This window comes from Pseudarthrobacter sp. rb, from assembly GCF_056389225.1.
In genome coordinates, this window is record NZ_JBWJAR010000004.1 from 137,760 (window position 1) to 155,048 (window position 17,289).

The 17,289-nt window shown below is 62.6% G+C and carries 26 protein-coding genes; 3 read left to right on the forward strand and 23 right to left on the reverse strand.

Annotated elements, in window-relative coordinates; all coding sequences use genetic code 11:
- Positions 1-79 precede the first annotated feature (79 nt).
- Positions 80-1,015: a P1 family peptidase gene (locus ACWRN3_RS07410; protein ID WP_476740260.1), complete on the reverse strand. Its 936-nt coding sequence runs from the start codon at positions 1,013-1,015 to the stop codon at positions 80-82.
- A gap of 215 nt (positions 1,016-1,230) precedes the next feature.
- Here ACWRN3_RS07410 and ACWRN3_RS07415 point away from each other — a divergent pair, with 215 nt between their 5' ends.
- The 3 genes from ACWRN3_RS07415 to ACWRN3_RS07425 all read left to right on the forward strand — a co-directional run bounded on the left by ACWRN3_RS07415 (position 1,231) and on the right by ACWRN3_RS07425 (position 4,533).
- Positions 1,231-2,190, forward strand: a complete 960-nt coding sequence (locus ACWRN3_RS07415) for a carbohydrate ABC transporter permease (protein WP_324642632.1) — start codon at positions 1,231-1,233, stop codon at positions 2,188-2,190.
- Complete coding sequence (locus ACWRN3_RS07420) at positions 2,187-3,107, forward strand: carbohydrate ABC transporter permease (protein WP_159631371.1); 921 nt, start codon at positions 2,187-2,189, stop codon at positions 3,105-3,107. The genes ACWRN3_RS07415 and ACWRN3_RS07420 overlap by 4 nt, the downstream gene beginning before the upstream one ends.
- 76 nt (positions 3,108-3,183) lie before the next feature.
- A complete protein-coding gene (locus tag ACWRN3_RS07425; protein WP_476740261.1) occupies positions 3,184-4,533 on the forward strand; it encodes an ABC transporter substrate-binding protein in 1,350 nt (449 codons plus the stop codon).
- A gap of 106 nt (positions 4,534-4,639) precedes the next feature.
- On the opposite strand, the gene map is transcribed toward ACWRN3_RS07425, so the two are convergent.
- The 22 genes from map to rplC form a co-directional block, all read right to left on the reverse strand.
- On the reverse strand, positions 4,640-5,467 hold the full coding sequence (map, locus tag ACWRN3_RS07430) for a type I methionyl aminopeptidase (RefSeq protein ID WP_476740262.1): 828 nt from the start codon (positions 5,465-5,467) through the stop codon (positions 4,640-4,642).
- 73 nt (positions 5,468-5,540) lie between these two features.
- Complete coding sequence (locus ACWRN3_RS07435; RefSeq protein WP_201302397.1) at positions 5,541-6,110, reverse strand: adenylate kinase; 570 nt, start codon at positions 6,108-6,110, stop codon at positions 5,541-5,543.
- A 5-nt stretch (positions 6,111-6,115) separates the two neighbouring features.
- The gene (secY, locus tag ACWRN3_RS07440; protein ID WP_324642635.1) at positions 6,116-7,426 is read right to left on the reverse strand and encodes a preprotein translocase subunit SecY; all 1,311 of its coding nucleotides are present in this window, start codon (positions 7,424-7,426) and stop codon (positions 6,116-6,118) included.
- Between the two features lie 210 nt (positions 7,427-7,636).
- Complete coding sequence (gene rplO / locus ACWRN3_RS07445; RefSeq protein WP_013601817.1) at positions 7,637-8,122, reverse strand: 50S ribosomal protein L15; 486 nt, start codon at positions 8,120-8,122, stop codon at positions 7,637-7,639.
- On the reverse strand, positions 8,123-8,329 hold the full coding sequence (gene rpmD / locus ACWRN3_RS07450) for a 50S ribosomal protein L30 (protein ID WP_009358731.1): 207 nt from the start codon (positions 8,327-8,329) through the stop codon (positions 8,123-8,125). It lies immediately after the preceding gene.
- Positions 8,330-8,331: 2 nt separating this feature from the next.
- Positions 8,332-9,048: a 30S ribosomal protein S5 gene (gene rpsE, locus ACWRN3_RS07455; protein ID WP_255172842.1), complete on the reverse strand. Its 717-nt coding sequence runs from the start codon at positions 9,046-9,048 to the stop codon at positions 8,332-8,334.
- Positions 9,045-9,428 (reverse strand): 50S ribosomal protein L18, encoded by a 384-nt coding sequence (gene rplR, locus ACWRN3_RS07460; RefSeq protein ID WP_159631366.1) that lies wholly within the window; start codon positions 9,426-9,428, stop codon positions 9,045-9,047. The genes rpsE and rplR overlap by 4 nt, the downstream gene beginning before the upstream one ends.
- A 2-nt stretch (positions 9,429-9,430) precedes the next feature.
- Positions 9,431-9,967: a 50S ribosomal protein L6 gene (rplF, locus tag ACWRN3_RS07465; protein ID WP_159631365.1), complete on the reverse strand. Its 537-nt coding sequence runs from the start codon at positions 9,965-9,967 to the stop codon at positions 9,431-9,433.
- A gap of 18 nt (positions 9,968-9,985) precedes the next feature.
- Positions 9,986-10,384: a 30S ribosomal protein S8 gene (gene rpsH / locus ACWRN3_RS07470; RefSeq protein ID WP_015937843.1), complete on the reverse strand. Its 399-nt coding sequence runs from the start codon at positions 10,382-10,384 to the stop codon at positions 9,986-9,988.
- A gap of 82 nt (positions 10,385-10,466) precedes the next feature.
- A complete protein-coding gene (gene rplE, locus ACWRN3_RS07475) occupies positions 10,467-11,048 on the reverse strand; it encodes a 50S ribosomal protein L5 (RefSeq protein ID WP_018769138.1) in 582 nt (193 codons plus the stop codon).
- On the reverse strand, positions 11,048-11,410 hold the full coding sequence (gene rplX / locus ACWRN3_RS07480; RefSeq protein WP_142032009.1) for a 50S ribosomal protein L24: 363 nt from the start codon (positions 11,408-11,410) through the stop codon (positions 11,048-11,050). Before rplX ends, rplE begins: the two co-directional genes overlap by 1 nt.
- 3 nt (positions 11,411-11,413) lie before the next feature.
- The gene (gene rplN / locus ACWRN3_RS07485; RefSeq protein ID WP_003803789.1) at positions 11,414-11,782 is read right to left on the reverse strand and encodes a 50S ribosomal protein L14; all 369 of its coding nucleotides are present in this window, start codon (positions 11,780-11,782) and stop codon (positions 11,414-11,416) included.
- Between the two features lie 479 nt (positions 11,783-12,261).
- Positions 12,262-12,567: a 30S ribosomal protein S17 gene (gene rpsQ, locus ACWRN3_RS07490; protein ID WP_043454607.1), complete on the reverse strand. Its 306-nt coding sequence runs from the start codon at positions 12,565-12,567 to the stop codon at positions 12,262-12,264.
- The gene (gene rpmC, locus ACWRN3_RS07495) at positions 12,564-12,893 is read right to left on the reverse strand and encodes a 50S ribosomal protein L29 (protein WP_159631364.1); all 330 of its coding nucleotides are present in this window, start codon (positions 12,891-12,893) and stop codon (positions 12,564-12,566) included. The genes rpsQ and rpmC overlap by 4 nt, the downstream gene beginning before the upstream one ends.
- Positions 12,894-12,895: 2 nt before the next feature.
- Positions 12,896-13,312 (reverse strand): 50S ribosomal protein L16, encoded by a 417-nt coding sequence (gene rplP, locus ACWRN3_RS07500; RefSeq protein ID WP_043454603.1) that lies wholly within the window; start codon positions 13,310-13,312, stop codon positions 12,896-12,898.
- On the reverse strand, positions 13,313-14,143 hold the full coding sequence (gene rpsC, locus ACWRN3_RS07505) for a 30S ribosomal protein S3 (RefSeq protein WP_141942674.1): 831 nt from the start codon (positions 14,141-14,143) through the stop codon (positions 13,313-13,315).
- Entirely contained in the window at positions 14,144-14,509 is a 366-nt protein-coding gene (gene rplV / locus ACWRN3_RS07510) for a 50S ribosomal protein L22 (RefSeq protein ID WP_009358304.1), read from the reverse strand. It abuts the gene before it with no gap.
- A gap of 38 nt (positions 14,510-14,547) precedes the next feature.
- Positions 14,548-14,829 (reverse strand): 30S ribosomal protein S19, encoded by a 282-nt coding sequence (gene rpsS / locus ACWRN3_RS07515; protein WP_003803803.1) that lies wholly within the window; start codon positions 14,827-14,829, stop codon positions 14,548-14,550.
- 12 nt (positions 14,830-14,841) lie between these two features.
- Positions 14,842-15,681, reverse strand: coding sequence for a 50S ribosomal protein L2 (gene rplB / locus ACWRN3_RS07520; protein ID WP_159631363.1), 840 nt, complete (start codon positions 15,679-15,681; stop codon positions 14,842-14,844).
- A gap of 29 nt (positions 15,682-15,710) precedes the next feature.
- Positions 15,711-16,016, reverse strand: a complete 306-nt coding sequence (rplW, locus tag ACWRN3_RS07525) for a 50S ribosomal protein L23 (RefSeq protein WP_011692807.1) — start codon at positions 16,014-16,016, stop codon at positions 15,711-15,713.
- Positions 16,013-16,633 (reverse strand): 50S ribosomal protein L4, encoded by a 621-nt coding sequence (gene rplD / locus ACWRN3_RS07530; protein ID WP_175316316.1) that lies wholly within the window; start codon positions 16,631-16,633, stop codon positions 16,013-16,015. The genes rplW and rplD overlap by 4 nt, the downstream gene beginning before the upstream one ends.
- Positions 16,634-16,637: 4 nt before the next feature.
- Positions 16,638-17,288 carry a 50S ribosomal protein L3 gene (gene rplC, locus ACWRN3_RS07535; protein WP_159631362.1) on the reverse strand — a complete coding sequence of 217 codons (651 nt, stop codon included), beginning with the start codon at positions 17,286-17,288 and terminating at the stop codon, positions 16,638-16,640.
- Between the last annotated feature and the right edge of the window lies 1 nt (position 17,289).

Consider the following 17,289-nt stretch of genomic DNA (forward strand, 5'->3'; position numbering starts at 1 on the left):
CAAAAGGGCGTGGCAGTCCAGACAACCAACAAGCAACACTACCCTGTTGGCCGGTAAAAGTTAAATCGGCCATAGTAGCCTACGCAGTGCGGTACGCACCATATTCGCCGGCCGGAGTGCTCACCGCACCAGCTGCGGCCACACCGTCCAGGATGGCCAAACGGACGACGTCGGCTGCCGCGCTTTGGAGCGTGATGAGACTGACCTGCCGGGCAGCGTCGTCGGAGCGGTCAAGTGCCACCGCACCGGTTGCGAGGCAGAAGACTGTGTCCCCGTCGGCCAGGGTATGGCTAGGGTTCAGCGCCCGCGCAATACCGGCATGGGAAGCAGAGGCAGTCCTTTTACATTCGGCCACATCAAGAACGGCATTCGTAGCCACCACGACAAGAGTGGTGTTAAGTGGCGGCGGATCAGTGGTCTTCACGGAGAAGTGCACTGCTGGTTCGAACGGAAGACCAAGGGCATTCACGACTGCGATGGCCCCGACCACAACACCGCTGTCCAGCGTGATGGATGCTGTGCCTATTCCGCCCTTATATTGCCCCCGGCCGATCAATGCCCCGGTGCCGGCACCTACGTTGCCCCGACCGACGTCGTGCCCTTCCTTTTGTGCTGCCGCGGCGGCCGTTGCCGCGTAGCCCATGTCCGGCGTCGGCCGTGCGGAGAAGTTCCCGCCCCTGCCGAGGTCGAAGATGGCGGCGGCGGGGACGATGGGCACCACTCCCCCGGGAACGGCAAAGCCGCGGCCGTCTTCCTCGCACCAGCGCTGGGCGCCCGCAGCTGACGCCAGCCCGTAGGCGCTGCCGCCCGTGAGGACAAGGGCGTCCACAGTTCCGACCAGGGTCGTGGGATCAAGGGCGTCTGTTTCGTGCGTGGCCGGTCCACCGCCCTGGACATCCACCGAACCCACAGTGCCCGGCGGCGGCAGGACAACCGTCACGCCCGTCAGCCAGCCGTCGGTGTCCTTCTGGACCTGGCCCACGCGTATGCCCGGGACATCGGTAATGGTTCCCATGCCCCTATTGTCCCCTCCGCTGGCGCGCCCCTGCCGCAGCGGCGAACTTTGTGCGAGACTGCAATCAACACAGCGTTAACGGGCGACGAAGCCTTGGATAACAGTCCCCTGACAAGGGCATATGCGGGTTTCAGCCCCCTGACGGTCTGGTGTAGTAGTCCCTAGATCAAGCCAGGGCCGGCCACGAGCAGGCTCCCAACACGGGAGAGACACGCATGACCCGTCAACTCGCCCAGCACCCCGCCACCAAACCCAAGAGGCCTCCGGGGCGTACGGCAAAAGTTCCACGACGGCGGTGGACCGCAAGGACCCGCCGCGACTTCTTTGTTTTCCTTGCCATGGCGCTGCCCAACCTGGTGCTGATCGCCGTCTTCACCTACCGCCCGCTGTTCAGCAACATGTACTACTCCACGCTGGACTGGACCCTCGGTTCGCCCACCGCCACTGTGGTGGGCTTCACCAACTACGTCACCTTCTTCACCAGCAACGATGCCCCGAAAGTCCTGGGCACCACCGCAGTGTTCACGCTGGTGACGGTGGGCGGTTCGATGATCCTGGGCCTGCTGGTGGCGCTGGCCTTGAATGCAAAGGTCCGGGGCACCACGTTCGCCCGCTCCGCCGTCTTTGCCCCCTATGTCCTCTCCGGCGTCGGCGTGGGCCTGGTGTGGTTGTTCATTTTCGATCCGGGCTACGGCGTCCTGGCCTGGCTGCTCCGGGGCATCGGGCAGCAGAGCCCGCAGTGGATCAACGATCCCCAGCTGTCGCTGGTCATGGTGATCCTGGTTTACGTGTGGAAGAACCTGGGCTACTGCGCGGTGGTGTACCTTGCGGGGCTCCAGTCGCTTCCGCAGGAGGTCATGGAGGCGGCGTCCCTCGACGGTGCCAACGGGTTCCGGCGCTTCGTCAGCATCTCGCTGCCGCTGCTGTCCCCCACTACATTCTTCCTTCTGATCACCACCATGCTCAGCTCGCTGCAGGCCTTCGACCTCATCCGGATCATGACACCCCTGGGCACCGGCACCAGCACCCTGATCTACGAGGCCTACCTCCAGGCCTTCGGGGCCTACAACAGGGCCGGCTACTCAGCGGCCATTTCGGTGGTCCTGTTTGCCATCCTCCTGGTGATCACCGTGCTCCAGCTGCGGTTCGTGGAACGAAAGGTTCATTACTCGTGACATCCCTATCACCGGTGAGCCCGGACCCCGCCGCCCCGGCCATCGCCGCGCCGGATCCAGGCCTCCGCCGCGACCGGCCGTTCTCCCGCCGGAACCTTGTCCAGACCGTGGTGGGCGGCTACCTGCCGCTGCTGATCGCCACGCTGGTGGTGTTCCTTCCCCTGCTGTGGATGGTACTCAGCTCCTTCAAGCAGTCGGGCGAAATCGTCACCACCGACCTCAAGATCCTTCCGGAAAGCCTGAACCTGGAAAACTACCGGACCGCCATGACCACGGTCCCCTTCGGGCAGTTCTTCCTGAACAGCACCATCGTCACCCTGTCAGGGGCCACCATCAAGGTGCTCCTGGCCATCCTGACGGCCTACGCCCTGGTCTTTGTCCGCTTCCCGTTCCGGAACTTCATTTTCCTGCTGATCCTGGTGGCCCTCATGGTGCCGCCGCAGGTATCCATCCTGCCCAACTTCATCCTGATTGCGGGGATCGGCGGGAAGAACACCCTGTGGGGCATCATCCTGCCCGGTCTTGGCACCGCCTTCGGCACGTTCCTGCTGCGGCAGCACTTCCGTACCCTGCCCGCCTCCATTCTCGAATCTGCCGAGATGGACGGTGCCGGCCACTGGCGCCGGCTGTGGCAGATCGTGGTCCCCGTCTCCGTGCCTTCCATCGCCACGGTGGCCCTCGTGACCATCGTGACCGAGTGGAACGACTACATCTGGCCCCTGATCATTACGGACCGGCCGGAAACCATGACCTTGCCGGTGGGTCTCACCCTCCTGCAGAACAACGAAAGCAACGCCGCCGGCTGGGGTGTCCTCATGGCCGGGGCAGTCCTGGTCATCGTTCCCATCCTGATCATCTTCGCGGCCCTGCAGCGCTACATCGTGGCGGGCCTCACCCAAGGCAGTGTGACCGGCTAAGCCGCCGGCCGCCGTCGTACTACCCAACCTCCCAGTACTCCCACCCTTCCGCAGGCAACAACCGAAAGGAAATGTCATGACACTTCATCTGGACCGGAGGCACTTCCTGGGCCTGGCAGGGCTCACCGCTTCTGCCGCTGCCCTGGCCGCATGCGGCGGACCTTCCACCAGCGGCGGCGGACAGGCCACGTCCCAGGCGGCCGATATCGACTTCAGCGGCGTGAAGCCGGCGGCCAAGATCGATTTCTGGTCCAGCCACCCCGGACAGTCGCAGGATGTGGAAAAGAGCCTGATCGAGAAATTCCAGGCCAAGAACCCGGGCATCGCCGTCAACCTGGTGACCGCCGGGGCCAACTACGAGGAGATCGCCCAGAAGTTCCAGACCGCGCAGGCGGCCAAGTCCGGCCTCCCGGGTGTTGTCGTCCTGTCGGACGTGTGGTGGTTCCGGTACTACACCAACGGCAGCATCATTCCGGTGGACAGCCTGACCAAGCAGCTGAACATGAAGATGGACGACTTCCAGCAGTCACTGGTCAATGACTACAAGTACGACGGCAAGCAGTGGGCGCTGCCCTACGGCCGGTCAACGCCGCTGTTCTACTACAACAAAGACCACTTCGCGGCAGCCGGGATCCCCGACCGTGCTCCCAAGACCTGGCAGGAATTCGGCGAGTGGGCACCCAAGCTGAAGGCAAGCTCCGGTGCCCAGTACGCCTACATCTACCCCGCACTGGCCGGCTATGCGGGCTGGACACTGCAGAACATGCTGTGGGGCTGGGGCGGTGGCTGGTCCAAGGAATGGGACATCACCTGCGACTCCGCCGAATCCGTCGCGGCGCTGCAGTGGGCCCAGGACTCGATCTACAAGGACAAGTGGGCGGGTGTCTCGTCCAAGGAAGCGGCCGACGATTTCTCCGCAGGCCTGACCTCGGCCACCATCGCCTCCACGGGATCGCTGCTGGGCATCCTGAAGTCGGCCAAGTTCAACGTTGGTGTTGGTTTCCTGCCCGGCGGCCCCAAAGCGACGTCCAACGTCTGCCCCACGGGCGGCGCAGGCCTGGGCATCCCCAGCGGCATTTCCAAGGAGGAACAGCTGGCCGCCGGAATGTTCCTGGACTTCGTCACCCAGCCGGAGAGCACCGCGGAGTTCTCTGCCGCCACCGGCTACATGCCCACCCGCAAGTCGGCCGATATGAAGGCGGTCCTGGCCAAGACGCCGCAGATCCAGACCGCAGTGGACCAGCTCGCGGTGACCAAGGTCCAGGACAACGCCCGCGTGTTCCTGCCGGGTGCTGACCAGGAGATGGCGAAGGCCGCCGCGAAGATCCTCACCCAGCAGGGCGACGTCAAGTCCACCATGACGGACCTGAAGGCCACGCTGCAGGGTATCTACGAGCGGGACGTGAAGCCGAAGCTGAAGTCCTAACCACTGTCGACGCGCAAAAGCCCTGGCGGGACCCGGATCCGGGTCGCGCCAGGGCTTTTGTGCGTCACGCAGGAAAATGCGCGTCGAAGAGGGGGAAGTGCGTCCCTTAGGGGATCGGCACCGGGGTGACGCCAAGGGGAACCAGGTGCTCCGCACCGCCGTCGGGCGCCGAAAGCACCCAAATGCCCTTCTCGTGCACTGCCACGGAGTGCTCCCACTGGCAGGAGCGCTTGCCGTCGGTGGTCACCACGGTCCAGTCATCCTCCAGGACTGCGGTCTCGATGCCGCCCCGGACCAGCATGGGTTCGATGGCGAGGCACAGGCCCGGCTTGATCTTGGGGCCGCGGTGGTTGGTGCGGTAGTTCAGGACGTCCGGGGCCATGTGCATCTCGGAGCCAATGCCGTGGCCCACGTAGTCCTCCAGGATGCCCAGCGGCTTGCCGGGGACGGAGGAGACGTAGTCGTCAATGGCGGCGCCAATGTCCCCCACATGCGAGCCGCCGGCCAGGGCAGCGATCCCCCGCCACATGGCAGCCTGCGTAACGACCGAGAGGCGCTGGTCCTCGGGGTCCGCTGTTCCCACGATCACCGTGCGCGCGGAATCCGAGTGCCAGCCGTTGACGATCGCGCCGCCATCGATGGAGATGATGTCGCCGTCCTGCAGGACGCGGCTTCCCGGAATGCCGTGCACCACCTCTTCATTGACGGACGTGCAGATGGTCGCCGGGAAGCCGTGGTAGCCCAGGAAGTTGGACTTGGCGCCTGCCTCGTTGAGCACGGCGGCGAAGACATCGTCCAGGTGCTTGGTGGTGACCCCCGGCACCGCGGCGGCAACGGCGGCATCCAGTGCACGGCTAAGGACCAGGCCGGCCTCGTGCATGGTGCGCATCTGGGCGTTGTTCTTGTATTCGATGCGGGGCTGGCCGAAGGCCATGATGATTCCTTTCAAATGGCTGAGGCTCCTCCCGGATGCCGGGAGGAGCCTCGATAAAACCGGGCGCCTTGGGTCAGGCGGCCTGTGCGGCCTTGATGGCCTGCATCACGCGGTTGGTAACTTCGTCGATCGGACCGATCCCGTCAACCTTGGTGAGGATGCCGCGGTCGGCGTACTTCGCCACCACAGCTTCGGTCTGCTCGTGGTAGAGGTCCAGACGGTGGCGGATGACGGCTTCGTTGTCGTCGCTCCGGCCTGTTTCCTTGGCCCGGCCCAGTAGGCGGTGTACCAGCTCCTCGTCGTCGGCAGTCAGCTGCAGGACCACGTCGAGCTTCTCGTCGCCGTCGGCGAGGATCTCGTCCAGGTAGTCCACCTGCGCGGTGGTGCGCGGGTAGCCGTCCAGCAGGAAGCCGTTCTCGACATCGGACTCGTTCAGGCGGTCACGGACCATCTTGTTGGTCACGCTGTCCGGGACGAAGTCACCGTTGTCCATGTACTTCTTGGCCTCGACGCCGAGCGGAGTTTCGCCCTTCACGTTGGCACGGAAGATGTCACCGGTGGAGATGGCCACAACGCCGAGGCGTTCTGAAATCCGCTCCGCCTGCGTTCCTTTTCCGGAACCGGGAGGTCCAATAATCAGCATTCTCGTCATCGCAAAAGCCCTTCGTAGTGACGTTGTTGTAGCTGCGCATCAATCTGCTTTACGGTCTCCAACCCAACGCCCACCATGATCAGGATCGAGGTGCCACCGAACGGGAAGTTCTGGTTTGCGTTGATCAGCACGAGTGCCACCAGCGGGATCAGTGCCACGAAGCCCAGGTAGAGGGCGCCAGGCAGGGTGATCCGTGAGAGCACGTACTGCAGGTAATCAGCGGTCGGCCGGCCGGCGCGGATACCTGGGATGAAGCCGCCGTACTTCTTCATGTTGTCTGAGACTTCTTCAGGGTTGAAGGTAATCGCGACGTAGAAGTAGGTGAAGAACACGATCAGGACGAAATAAACCGCCATGTAGATCGGGTGGTCACCGCGGGTCAGGTTGTTGTTGATCCACTCAACCCACGGTTGCATTGGCTCGCCGTTCCGGGGCTGGTTGAACTGCGCGATCAGCCCGGGAATGTAGAGCATGGAGGAAGCGAAGATCACCGGAATGACACCGGCCATGTTCACCTTGATGGGAATGTAGGTACTGGTGCCGCCCACGGTGCGGCGGCCGATCATCCGCTTGGCGTACTGCACCGGGATGCGGCGCTGTGACTGCTCGACGAAGACCACCAGGGCCACGGTGAGGAGACCCACCACCAGGACGAGGAAGAAGGTTCCCGGCCCCTGCGAGGTCCAGATGGCACCGAGGGAGGTGGGGAACTGGGCGGCGATGGACGTGAAAATGAGCAGCGACATGCCGTTGCCCACGCCCTTTTCCGTGACGAGCTCGCCCATCCACATGATCAGGCCGGTGCCGGCCGTGAGCGTGATGATGATCAGGATGGTGGTGATGATGCTGCTGTCAGGAATCACCGGCAACTGGCACCCGGGAAGCAGCTGCCCTGAGCGGGCCAGGGACACCAGGGTGGTGGCGTTGAGCAGGCCCAGCGCGATGGTGAGGTAACGGGTGTACTGGGTCAGCTTCGACTGCCCCGACGCGCCCTCTTCGTAAAGCTGCTGGAACCGGGGAATGACCACCCGAAGCAGCTGGACGATGATGCTGGCCGTGATGTAGGGCATGATGCCCAGGGCGAAGATGGACACCTGGAGCAACGCGCCGCCGCTGAAGAGGTTGACGAGCTGGTACAGCCCGCCGGCGGTCTGACCGTTATGCAAGCATTGCTGGACATTCTGGTAGTTCACACCGGGCGAGGGAATGAAAGCACCCAAGCGGAAGATGGTGATGATTCCCAGCGTGAACAACAACTTGCGTCGCAGATCAGGCGTGCGAAAGGCCCGGCCAAATGCGCTAAGCAAGCGTCCTCCTGTGGTGTCAATAAGGGGTGGGTGACGGAATTTGATAAATCCCGACATCCGAGTCTAACGGGTCTATGCGCCGAGCGAACAATCCGGGCCAGCCGTCATGCGCCGGATGGCGGGAATCGTTCGCCCGGCGGATACGAAAAACTCCCGGTATCCGGGGCCGAAGCCCGCGGATACCGGGAGTTTTACAGCTGGCGCCGTCCCTTACAGGGCGGTGGTGCTTCCGCCTGCTGCAGCAATCTTTTCAGCGGCGCTGGCCGAGAATGCGTGGGCGGTGACGTCAACCTTGACGGTGATGTCGCCGGTGCCCAGCACCTTGACGGGCTGGTTCTTGCGAACGGCACCCTTTTCGACCAGGTTCTCCACGGTGACTGCGCCACCTTCCGGGAACAGCTCGTTGAGCTTGTCCAGGTTTACAACCTGGAACTCAACCCGGAACGGGTTCTTGAAGCCACGCAGCTTCGGAAGGCGCATGTGCAGCGGCAGCTGGCCGCCGGCAAAGCCAGCCTTCACCTGGTAGCGGGCAGCCGTACCCTTGGTACCACGGCCGGCGGTCTTACCCTTGGATGCCTCACCACGACCAACACGGGTCTTGGCGGTCTTGGCACCCGGTGCGGGACGCAGGTGGTGAACCTTCAGGGCGTTCTGCTTCTCAGCAGCCTGCGCCTTATCAGCAGTGTTCTCTGCCATTTACTTCGCCTCCTCTACCTTTACCAGGTGCGGAACCGTGTTGAGCATTCCAACGGTCACGGCGTCGGCGGTGCGGACAACGGTGTGTCCAATCCGCTTCAGGCCGAGGGACCGCAGGGTGTCGCGCTGGTTCTGCTTGCCGCCAATGGCGGACTTGATCTGAGTGATTTCCAACTGAGCGTCGGAGGGGACCAGGTTCTTAGCCAAGACTAAACACCTGCCTTCGGAGCCAGGAGGGCCTTCACCAGCGCTGCCGGAGCGATCTCGTCCAGCGGCAGGCCGCGGCGTGCTGCCACTGCTGCCGGCTCTTCGAGGCGCTTCAGGGCATCAACGGTCGCGTGAACGATGTTGATGGCGTTGGAGGAACCGAGCGACTTGGAGAGGATGTCGTGGATGCCCACGCACTCCAGTACTGCACGGACCGGACCACCGGCGATAACACCGGTACCGGCGGAAGCCGGACGCAGCATTACGACGCCGGCAGCGGCTTCACCCTGAACGCGGTGCGGGATGGTGTTGCCAACGCGGGGAACGCGGAAGAAGGACTTCTTAGCCTCTTCAACGCCCTTGGCGATAGCAGCGGGAACTTCCTTGGCCTTGCCATAGCCCACGCCGACCATGCCGTTACCGTCACCAACGACGACCAGAGCGGTGAAGCTGAAGCGACGACCACCCTTGACCACCTTGGAAACGCGGTTGATGGTGACAACGCGCTCTACGAACTGGTTCTTTTCGGCTTCACGGCCACCGTCGCGGCCGCCACGGCCACCGCGGTCGCCGCGGCCCTGGCCACGGTCGCCACGCTCGCCGCGACGGGCGCCACCACGGCGGTCGTCGGCAGCGGGGGCAGTGGTCTCAGCAGCTGCCGCTTCGGGCGCCTTCTGATCTGCAGACACAGTGTCCTTTTCCTTGTTTGCTTCGGTCACAGTGACAGCCCACCTTCGCGTGCACCGTCAGCGACGGCGGCAATCCGGCCGTGGTACTTGTTACCACCACGGTCGAAGACAACAGCCTCGACGCCGGCAGCCTTGGCACGTTCGGCAACGAGCTCGCCGACGCGCTTGGCCTTGGCAGTCTTGTCACCGTCGAATGCACGAAGGTCGGCTTCCAGAGTGGACGCGCTTGCTACGGTCTGGCCAATGGTGTCATCGACAACCTGGACAAATACGTGGCGTGCGGAGCGGTTGACCACCAGGCGGGGGCGGACAGCCGTACCGGAAATGCGCTTGCGGATACGAAGCTGGCGGCGGCTGCGACCAGCAGCCTTGCTCTTGTTCGTACGCTTCTTGTTAATGGAGATGGCCATGGTTACTTACCAGCCTTTCCGACCTTGCGGCGGATGACTTCGCCGGCGTAACGGATGCCCTTGCCCTTGTACGGGTCAGGCTTCCGCAGCTTGCGAATGTTGGCAGCAACCTCGCCGACCTGCTGCTTGTTGATACCTGAGACAGAGAGCTTGGTCGGTCCCTCTACTGCAAAGGTGATGCCGGCCGGAGCCGAAACGTTGACCGGGTGGCTGTAGCCAAGAGCGAACTCAAGGTCAGATCCCTTGGCCTGAACGCGGTAACCGGTACCGACGATTTCAAGCTTCTTCTCGTAGCCTGCGGTGACGCCCTGGATCATGTTGGCGATCAGGGTGCGGGTCAGGCCGTGGAGCGAACGGGAGGCGCGCTCGTCGTTCGGGCGGCTGACGGTCAGGGTGTTTTCGTCCAGGGCAACCTCGATGGGGCTGGCCACAGTGTGGGTCAGCTCCCCCTTGGAACCCTTGACGCTGACGACAGAGCCGTCAACCTTGACCTCAACGCCGGCAGGAACGGTGATGGGGAGACGTCCAATACGTGACATTATTCTCTTCCTTTCCCGTTACCAGACGTACGCGAGGACTTCGCCGCCCACGCCCTTCTTGCCGGCCTGCTTGTCAGTCAGGAGGCCGGAAGAGGTGGACAGGATAGCGATACCCAGGCCACCGAGCACGTGCGGGAGGTTGGTGGACTTCGCGTAAACGCGGAGGCCCGGCTTGGAGATGCGGCGTACACCGGCGATGGAACGCTCGCGGTTCGGACCGAACTTGAGGTCCAGGGTCAGCTTCTTGCCGACCTCGGCGTCCTCTTCCTTCCAGCCGGCGATGAAACCTTCGGCCTTGAGGATGTCGGCAACGCGTGCCTTGAGCTTGCTGTAAGGCATAGACACGGAGTCGTGGTATGCCGAGTTTGCATTACGCAGGCGCGTAAGCATATCTGCGACAGGATCTGTCATTGTCATGTGGGCTCATGCCCTTCCTCGTAACGGTTTCCGCCGTTCCGTCCTTGACGGAGCGGAGCGGCCGGACCTTTTACGTAGTTAATTAAGCTTCGGTTTTGAACGGGAAACCAAGCGCCTTGAGCAGCGCGCGGCCTTCGTCATCGGTCTTGGCAGTGGTGACAACCGTGATGTCCATACCGCGGACGCGGTCGATCTTGTCCTGGTCGATTTCGTGGAACATAACCTGCTCGGTCAGACCGAAGGTGTAGTTGCCGTTGCCATCGAACTGCTTGCCGCTGAGGCCGCGGAAGTCGCGGATACGGGGCAGTGCCAGGGTGACCAGGCGGTCCACGAATTCCCACATGCGGTCGCCACGCAGGGTTGCGTGTGCACCGATGGGCATGCCTTCGCGCAGCTTGAACTGTGCGATCGACTTGCGGGCCTTGGTAACCTGCGGCTTCTGGCCGGTGATCTGGGTGAGGTCGCGGACAGCGCCGTCGATCAGCTTGGAGTCCTTGGCGGCATCTCCAACACCCATGTTCACAACAACCTTCACCAGACGGGGTACCTGGTTCACGTTCTCGTACTTGAATTCATCCTGGAGCGTTGCCTTGATGGATTCGGCGTACTTGGTCTTCAGACGAGGAACGATCTTCGTTGCCGGAGTCTCGAGAGTCTCAGTCATTAGATGTCCTTCCCGGAGCTCTTGGACACGCGGATACGGACAGTCTTCTGGACGCCGTTCTTCTCCACGGTGTCGAGGCGGAAGCCCACGCGGGTCGGCTTCTTGGTCGACGGGTCAACCAGGGCCACGTTGGAGATGTGGATCGGGGCTTCTACAACCTCGATGCCGCCGGTCTTGGTGCCGCGCTGCGACTGTCCAACCCGGGTGTGCTTGGTGACGCGGTTGATACCCTCGACCAGCACGCGGTTGGTGTCGGTGAATACGCGCAGAACCTTGCCCTGCTTGCCGCGGTCGCCGCCGCGCTCAGCCTTGGCGCCAGTGATGACCTGAACCAGGTCACCCTTCTTGATCTTTGCAGCCATGGGCTAGAGCACCTCCGGAGCCAGAGAAACGATCTTCATGAACTTCTTGTCACGCAGTTCACGACCAACCGGTCCGAAGATACGGGTACCGCGGGGGTCACCGTCGTTCTTCAGGATCACAGCTGCGTTCTCGTCAAACTTGATGTAGGAACCATCCGCACGGCGGCGTTCCTTCTTGGTACGGACGATGACGGCCTTGACCACATCGCCCTTCTTTACGTTGCCGCCCGGGATTGCATCCTTGACGGTGGCGACAATGACGTCACCGATGCCTGCGTAGCGACGGCCGGATCCACCGAGAACGCGAATGGTAAGGATTTCCTTAGCACCCGTGTTGTCGGCGACCTTGAGTCGCGACTCCTGCTGAATCACTATTTACTCCTTGCGTCGCGCCGGTTCTCAGGCCGTGATGTTGCTACGGAATGAGCCTTGCGGAACGGTTGATCGGGGTGTCTCTTGACCTGCCTGGATTTTGCCAGACCAGGCCTAAACGCCCGTGCCAGAAGCAGTTGCTCCCACCCGGTCCGGGACGGATCCCGGGCGCACAGGGGCACTATGCTGTGGCACGCTTGTTTACGAGGTTGATGATGGCACGCGAAAGGCGCCATACAAACTCAATATCCTAGCATGTTTTCCGCCGGTCCCCATATCACCACCGTCCCCTGCCCGGCAAGACGGACGACGGCGGCAGGCAGGACAGCCTTTCCGCCCGCCCAGGGCGCCGCTCCCCCGCCAGGCCACGCGCCGCCGTCGTCCGCTGCCGCCAATAGCTGTCCGGCGTGACGCCCCGGTTAAACGAGGAAGCCCCCGCTCCCGGAAGGGAGCAGGGGCTTCCAGCGAAGCAGCAGGTGCTACTTGGCCTTTTCGAGGATTTCCACGAGCCGCCAGTTCTTGGTGGCGGACAGCGGACGGGTCTCGGCGATGACAACGAGGTCGCCGATGCCGGCGGTGTTCTCTTCGTCGTGTGCCTTGACCTTGGAGGTACGGCGGATGACCTTGCCGTACAGTGCGTGCTTCACGCGGTCCTCAACCTCGACAACGATGGTCTTTTCCATCTTGTCGGAGACCACGTAACCGCGACGGGTCTTGCGGTAACCGCGCTGCCCAGCCTTGGCTTCGGTAGCAGTTTCGGTCACGTTCTGGTCCTTTTCACTCACTTGGCGTCCTCCTCGGTCTCAGCCTTTTCAGCCTTTTCGGCCTTCTTGGTTGAAGCCTTCTTGGACTTCTTCTCTTCCTTGGCTTCCACAACCGGTGCGGCAACCTCGGCACGAATGCCCAGCTCGCGTTCGCGGAGAACGGTGTAGATGCGTGCGATGTCCTTCTTTACCGCGCGCAGGCGACCGTGGTTCTCCAGCTGTCCGGTGGCGGACTGGAAACGCAGGTTGAACAGCTCTTCCTTGGCCTTGCGGAGTTCTTCAACGAGACGCTCGTTGTCGAAACCGTCCAGCTGTGCGGGAGCCAGATCCTTGGATCCTACTGCCATTTCTATTCACCACCCTCGCGACGCACAATGCGTGCCTTCAACGGCAGCTTGTGGATTGCCAGGCGCAGGGCCTCGCGAGCTACCTCTTCATTGACACCGGAGAGTTCGAACAGAACCCGGCCCGGCTTGACGTTGGCGACCCACCATTCCGGTGAACCCTTACCGGAACCCATGCGGGTTTCGGCAGGCTTCTTGGTCAGCGGACGGTCCGGGTAGATGTTGATCCAGACCTTACCGCCACGCTTGATGTGGCGGGTCATTGCGATACGAGCGGACTCGATCTGACGGTTGGTGACGTATGCCGGGCTCAGGGCCTGGATGCCGTACTCACCGAAGGAGACCTGGGTGCCGCCCGTAGCAGCGCCGGAACGACCCGGGTGGTGCTGCTTACGGTGCTTTACTCGACGTGGGATAAGCATTTAAGCCTGTCCTCCTTCTGCAGCAGCAGGTGCTGCTTCAACTGCCGGTGCTTCGGCAGCAGGAGCTGCTTCAGCGGCCGGACGGTCGTTGCGACGGCGGCGGTCACCGCGGTCAGCGCCACCCGGGCGGCCGGGACGCTCGCCACGGCCACCGCGGGACGGTGCGGCAGCAGCCTGTGCGGCCAGTTCCTTGGCGGTGACGTCACCCTTGTAGATCCAGACCTTCACACCGATGCGGCCGAAGGTGGTCTTGGCTTCGTAGAAGCCGTAGTCGATGTTCGCGCGGAGGGTGTGCAGGGGCACACGGCCTTCGCGGTAGAACTCCGAGCGGGACATTTCAGCGCCACCCAGGCGGCCCGAGCAGGCGATACGGATGCCCTTGGCACCTGCACGCTGCGCGGACTGCATGGCCTTCTTCATCGCACGGCGGAATGCCACGCGGGAAGTCAGCTGCTCTGCAACGCCCTGGGCCACAAGCTGTGCTTCCATCTCGGGGTTTTTGACCTCGAGGATGTTCAGCTGGACCTGCTTGCCGGTGAGCTTTTCGAGCTCGCCGCGGATGCGGTCTGCTTCTGCTCCACGGCGGCCGATGACGATGCCCGGACGGGCCGTGTGGATGTCCACGCGGACGCGGTCACGGGTGCGCTCGATCTCGACCTTGGCGATGCCGGCGCGCTCCATGCCCGTGGACATGAGCTGGCGGATGCGGATGTCTTCGCGAACGAAGTCCTTGTACCGCTGGCCGGCCTTGGTGCTGTCAGCGAACCAGTGCGATACGTGATCGGTGGTGATGCCGAGTCGGAACCCGTGCGGGTTTACTTTCTGTCCCACTTAGCGAGCCTCCTCTTTCTCCGGGGTAGCGACTACCACGGTGATGTGGCTGGTGCGCTTCTTGATCTGAAATGCACGACCCTGGGCACGCGGCTGGAACCGCTTCATGGTCGGGCCTTCATCAACAAACGCTTCGCTGATGATGAGGTCGCCTTCGTCAAACGCCACGCCGTCGCGGTCCGCGAGGACCCGGGCGTTGGAGATTGCTGACTGAACTACCTTGAATACCGGCTCCGAAGCTGCCTGCGGGGCAAACTTCAGAATTGCCAGAGCCTCATTCGCTTGCAATCCACGAACAAGGTTGACGACGCGCCGGGCCTTCATAGGCGTTACGCGGATGTGGCGCGCAATTGCCTTGGCTTCCATTGCTTTCCTTCTCTCGTCTTTGACGTAAACGCAGGCGCCTAGCGGCGCTTGCCCTTACGGTCGTCCTTGACATGGCCGCGGAATGTCCGCGTGGGAGCGAATTCGCCGAGCTTGTGCCCGACCATCGACTCAGTGACAAACACCGGGATGTGCTTGCGTCCGTCGTGTACGGCGATCGTGTGTCCGAGCATGTCGGGGATGATCATCGAACGGCGGGACCAGGTCTTGATGACGTTCTTGGTGCCCTTTTCGTTTTCCCTGGCTACCTTCACAAAGAGGTGCTGGTCAACGAAAGGACCTTTTTTCAGGCTGCGTGGCATGTGTCCAGGCTCCTATCGCTTGTTCTTGCCAGTACGACGGCGACGCACAATAAGCTTGTCGCTCTCTTTGTTGGGGCGGCGGGTGCGGCCTTCCCGCTTACCGTTCGGGTTGACGGGGTTACGTCCACCGGACGTCTTACCCTCACCACCACCGTGCGGGTGGTCAACCGGGTTCATGGCAACACCACGGACGGTCGGGCGGACGCCCTTCCACCGCATACGGCCGGCCTTGCCCCAGTTGATGTTCGACTGCTCGGCGTTGCCGACCTCGCCGACGGTTGCGCGGCAGCGCACGTCAACGTTGCGGATTTCGCCGGAAGGCAGGCGCAGCTGGGCGAAGCGGCCTTCCTTGGCAACAAGCTGGATCGATGCGCCGGCGGAGCGGCCCATCTTGGCGCCGCCACCGGGACGCAGTTCAACTGCGTGGATGACAGTACCCACCGGGATGTTGAGCAGCGGCAGGTTGTTACCGGGCTTGATGTCAGCACCGGCACCTGCTTCGACAACGTCACCCTGGGAGAGCTTGTTGGGAGCGATGATGTAACGCTTGGTGCCATCAACGTAGTGCAGGAGGGCGATGCGAGCCGTGCGGTTCGGATCGTACTCGATTTCGGCAACGCGGGCGTTGACGCCGTCCTTGTCGTGGCGACGGAAGTCGATCAGACGGTACTGGCGCTTGTGTCCGCCACCCTTGTGACGGGTGGTGATCTTACCGGAGTTGTTACGGCCGCCCTTTTTGGGCAGCGGACGTACCAACGACTTTTCCGGCGTCGACCGCGTAATTTCGGTGAAGTCCGCTACGCTCGAGCCACGACGGCCCGGGGTAGTCGGCTTGTACTTACGGATTCCCATAATTTATTTCCTCGTTAAAGTGGTCTCCGCTACGCGAGCGGACCGCCGAAGATGTCGATGGTGCCTTCTTTGAGGGTGACAATCGCACGCTTGGTGTTCTTGCGGGTACCCCATCCGAATTTGGTGCGCTTGCGCTTACCGGCACGGTTGATGGTGTTGATCGATTCGACCTTGACGGAGAAAATCTTCTCCACGGCCAGCTTGATCTCGGTCTTGTTCGAACGAGGGTCCACCAGGAAGGTGTACTTGCCCTCGTCGATCAGGCCGTAGCTCTTTTCCGACACGACGGGTGCAAGCACGACGTCGCGGGGATCCTTGATGGTGGCTGCACTCACTTGGCATCCTCCTCGTTCTTAGCTGCCTTAGCGGCAACGAATGCGTCGTAGGCAGCCTTGGTGAAGACAACGTCATCAGAGACGAGAACGTCGTAGGTGTTCAGCTGGTCTGCGTACAGAACGTGAACGCCGGCGAGGTTGCGCACGGACAGTGCAGCAACGTCGTTATCGCGCTCGATGACGACCAGCAGGTTCTTGCGGTCGGAAACACCGCGGAGCGTTGCCAGTGCGTTCTTGGCGGAGGGCTTGGTGCCTTCAACCAGGTCAGCGACAACGTGGATACGACCGTTGCGGGCCCGGTCAGACAGTGCGCCGCGCAGTGCAGCAGCAATCATCTTCTTGGGGGTGCGCTGGCTGTAGTCACGCGGGGTGGGACCGTGGACAACGCCACCGCCGGTCATGTGAGGAGCACGGATGGAACCCTGACGGGCGCGGCCGGTGCCCTTCTGCTTGAACGGCTTGCGTCCTGCACCGGAAACTTCAGCGCGGGTCTTGGTCTTGTGGGTTCCCTGGCGGGCAGCAGCGAGCTGGGCAACGACAACCTGGTGCAGCAGCGGCACGTTGGTCTGAACGTCGAAGATCTCTGCAGGCAGGTCAACCTGGACAGTGTTAGCCATTGAACTAGGCTCCCTTCACGGCGGTGCGTACGAAGACGACCTGGCCACGGGCACCGGGAACGGCACCCTTGATAAGGAGCAGCGACTTCTCGACGTCGACCGCGTGAACCGTGAGGTTCAGCGTGGTGTGACGAACGGCGCCCATGCGGCCGGCCATTTTCATGCCCTTGAAGACGCGGCTCGGGGTGGATGCGCCACCGATTGAACCGGGCTTACGGTGGTTCTTGTGTGCACCGTGGGAAGCGCCAACGCCGTGGAAGCCGTGACGCTTCATAACACCGGCGAAGCCCTTACCCTTGGTGGTCCCGACGACGTCGATCTTCTGGCCGGCTTCGAAGAGCTCTACAGAGAGCTCCTGGCCCAGCTCGTACTCGGCAGCATCTGCGGTACGAAGTTCGACGACGTGGCGGCGAGGCGTGACGCCTGCCTTTTCAAAGTGACCAGCCAGCGGCTTGGTGACCTTGCGGGGATCGATCTGGCCGTAGCCGATCTGAACGGCGACGTAGCCATCAACGTCTGCGTTGCGCAGCTGGGTGATGACGTTCGAGTCTGCCTGGACCACAGTGACGGGGATGAGCTTGTTGTTCTCGTCCCAGACCTGGGTCATGCCGAGCTTCGTGCCCAGCAGGCCCTTTACGTTGCGGGTTGCGGTCATA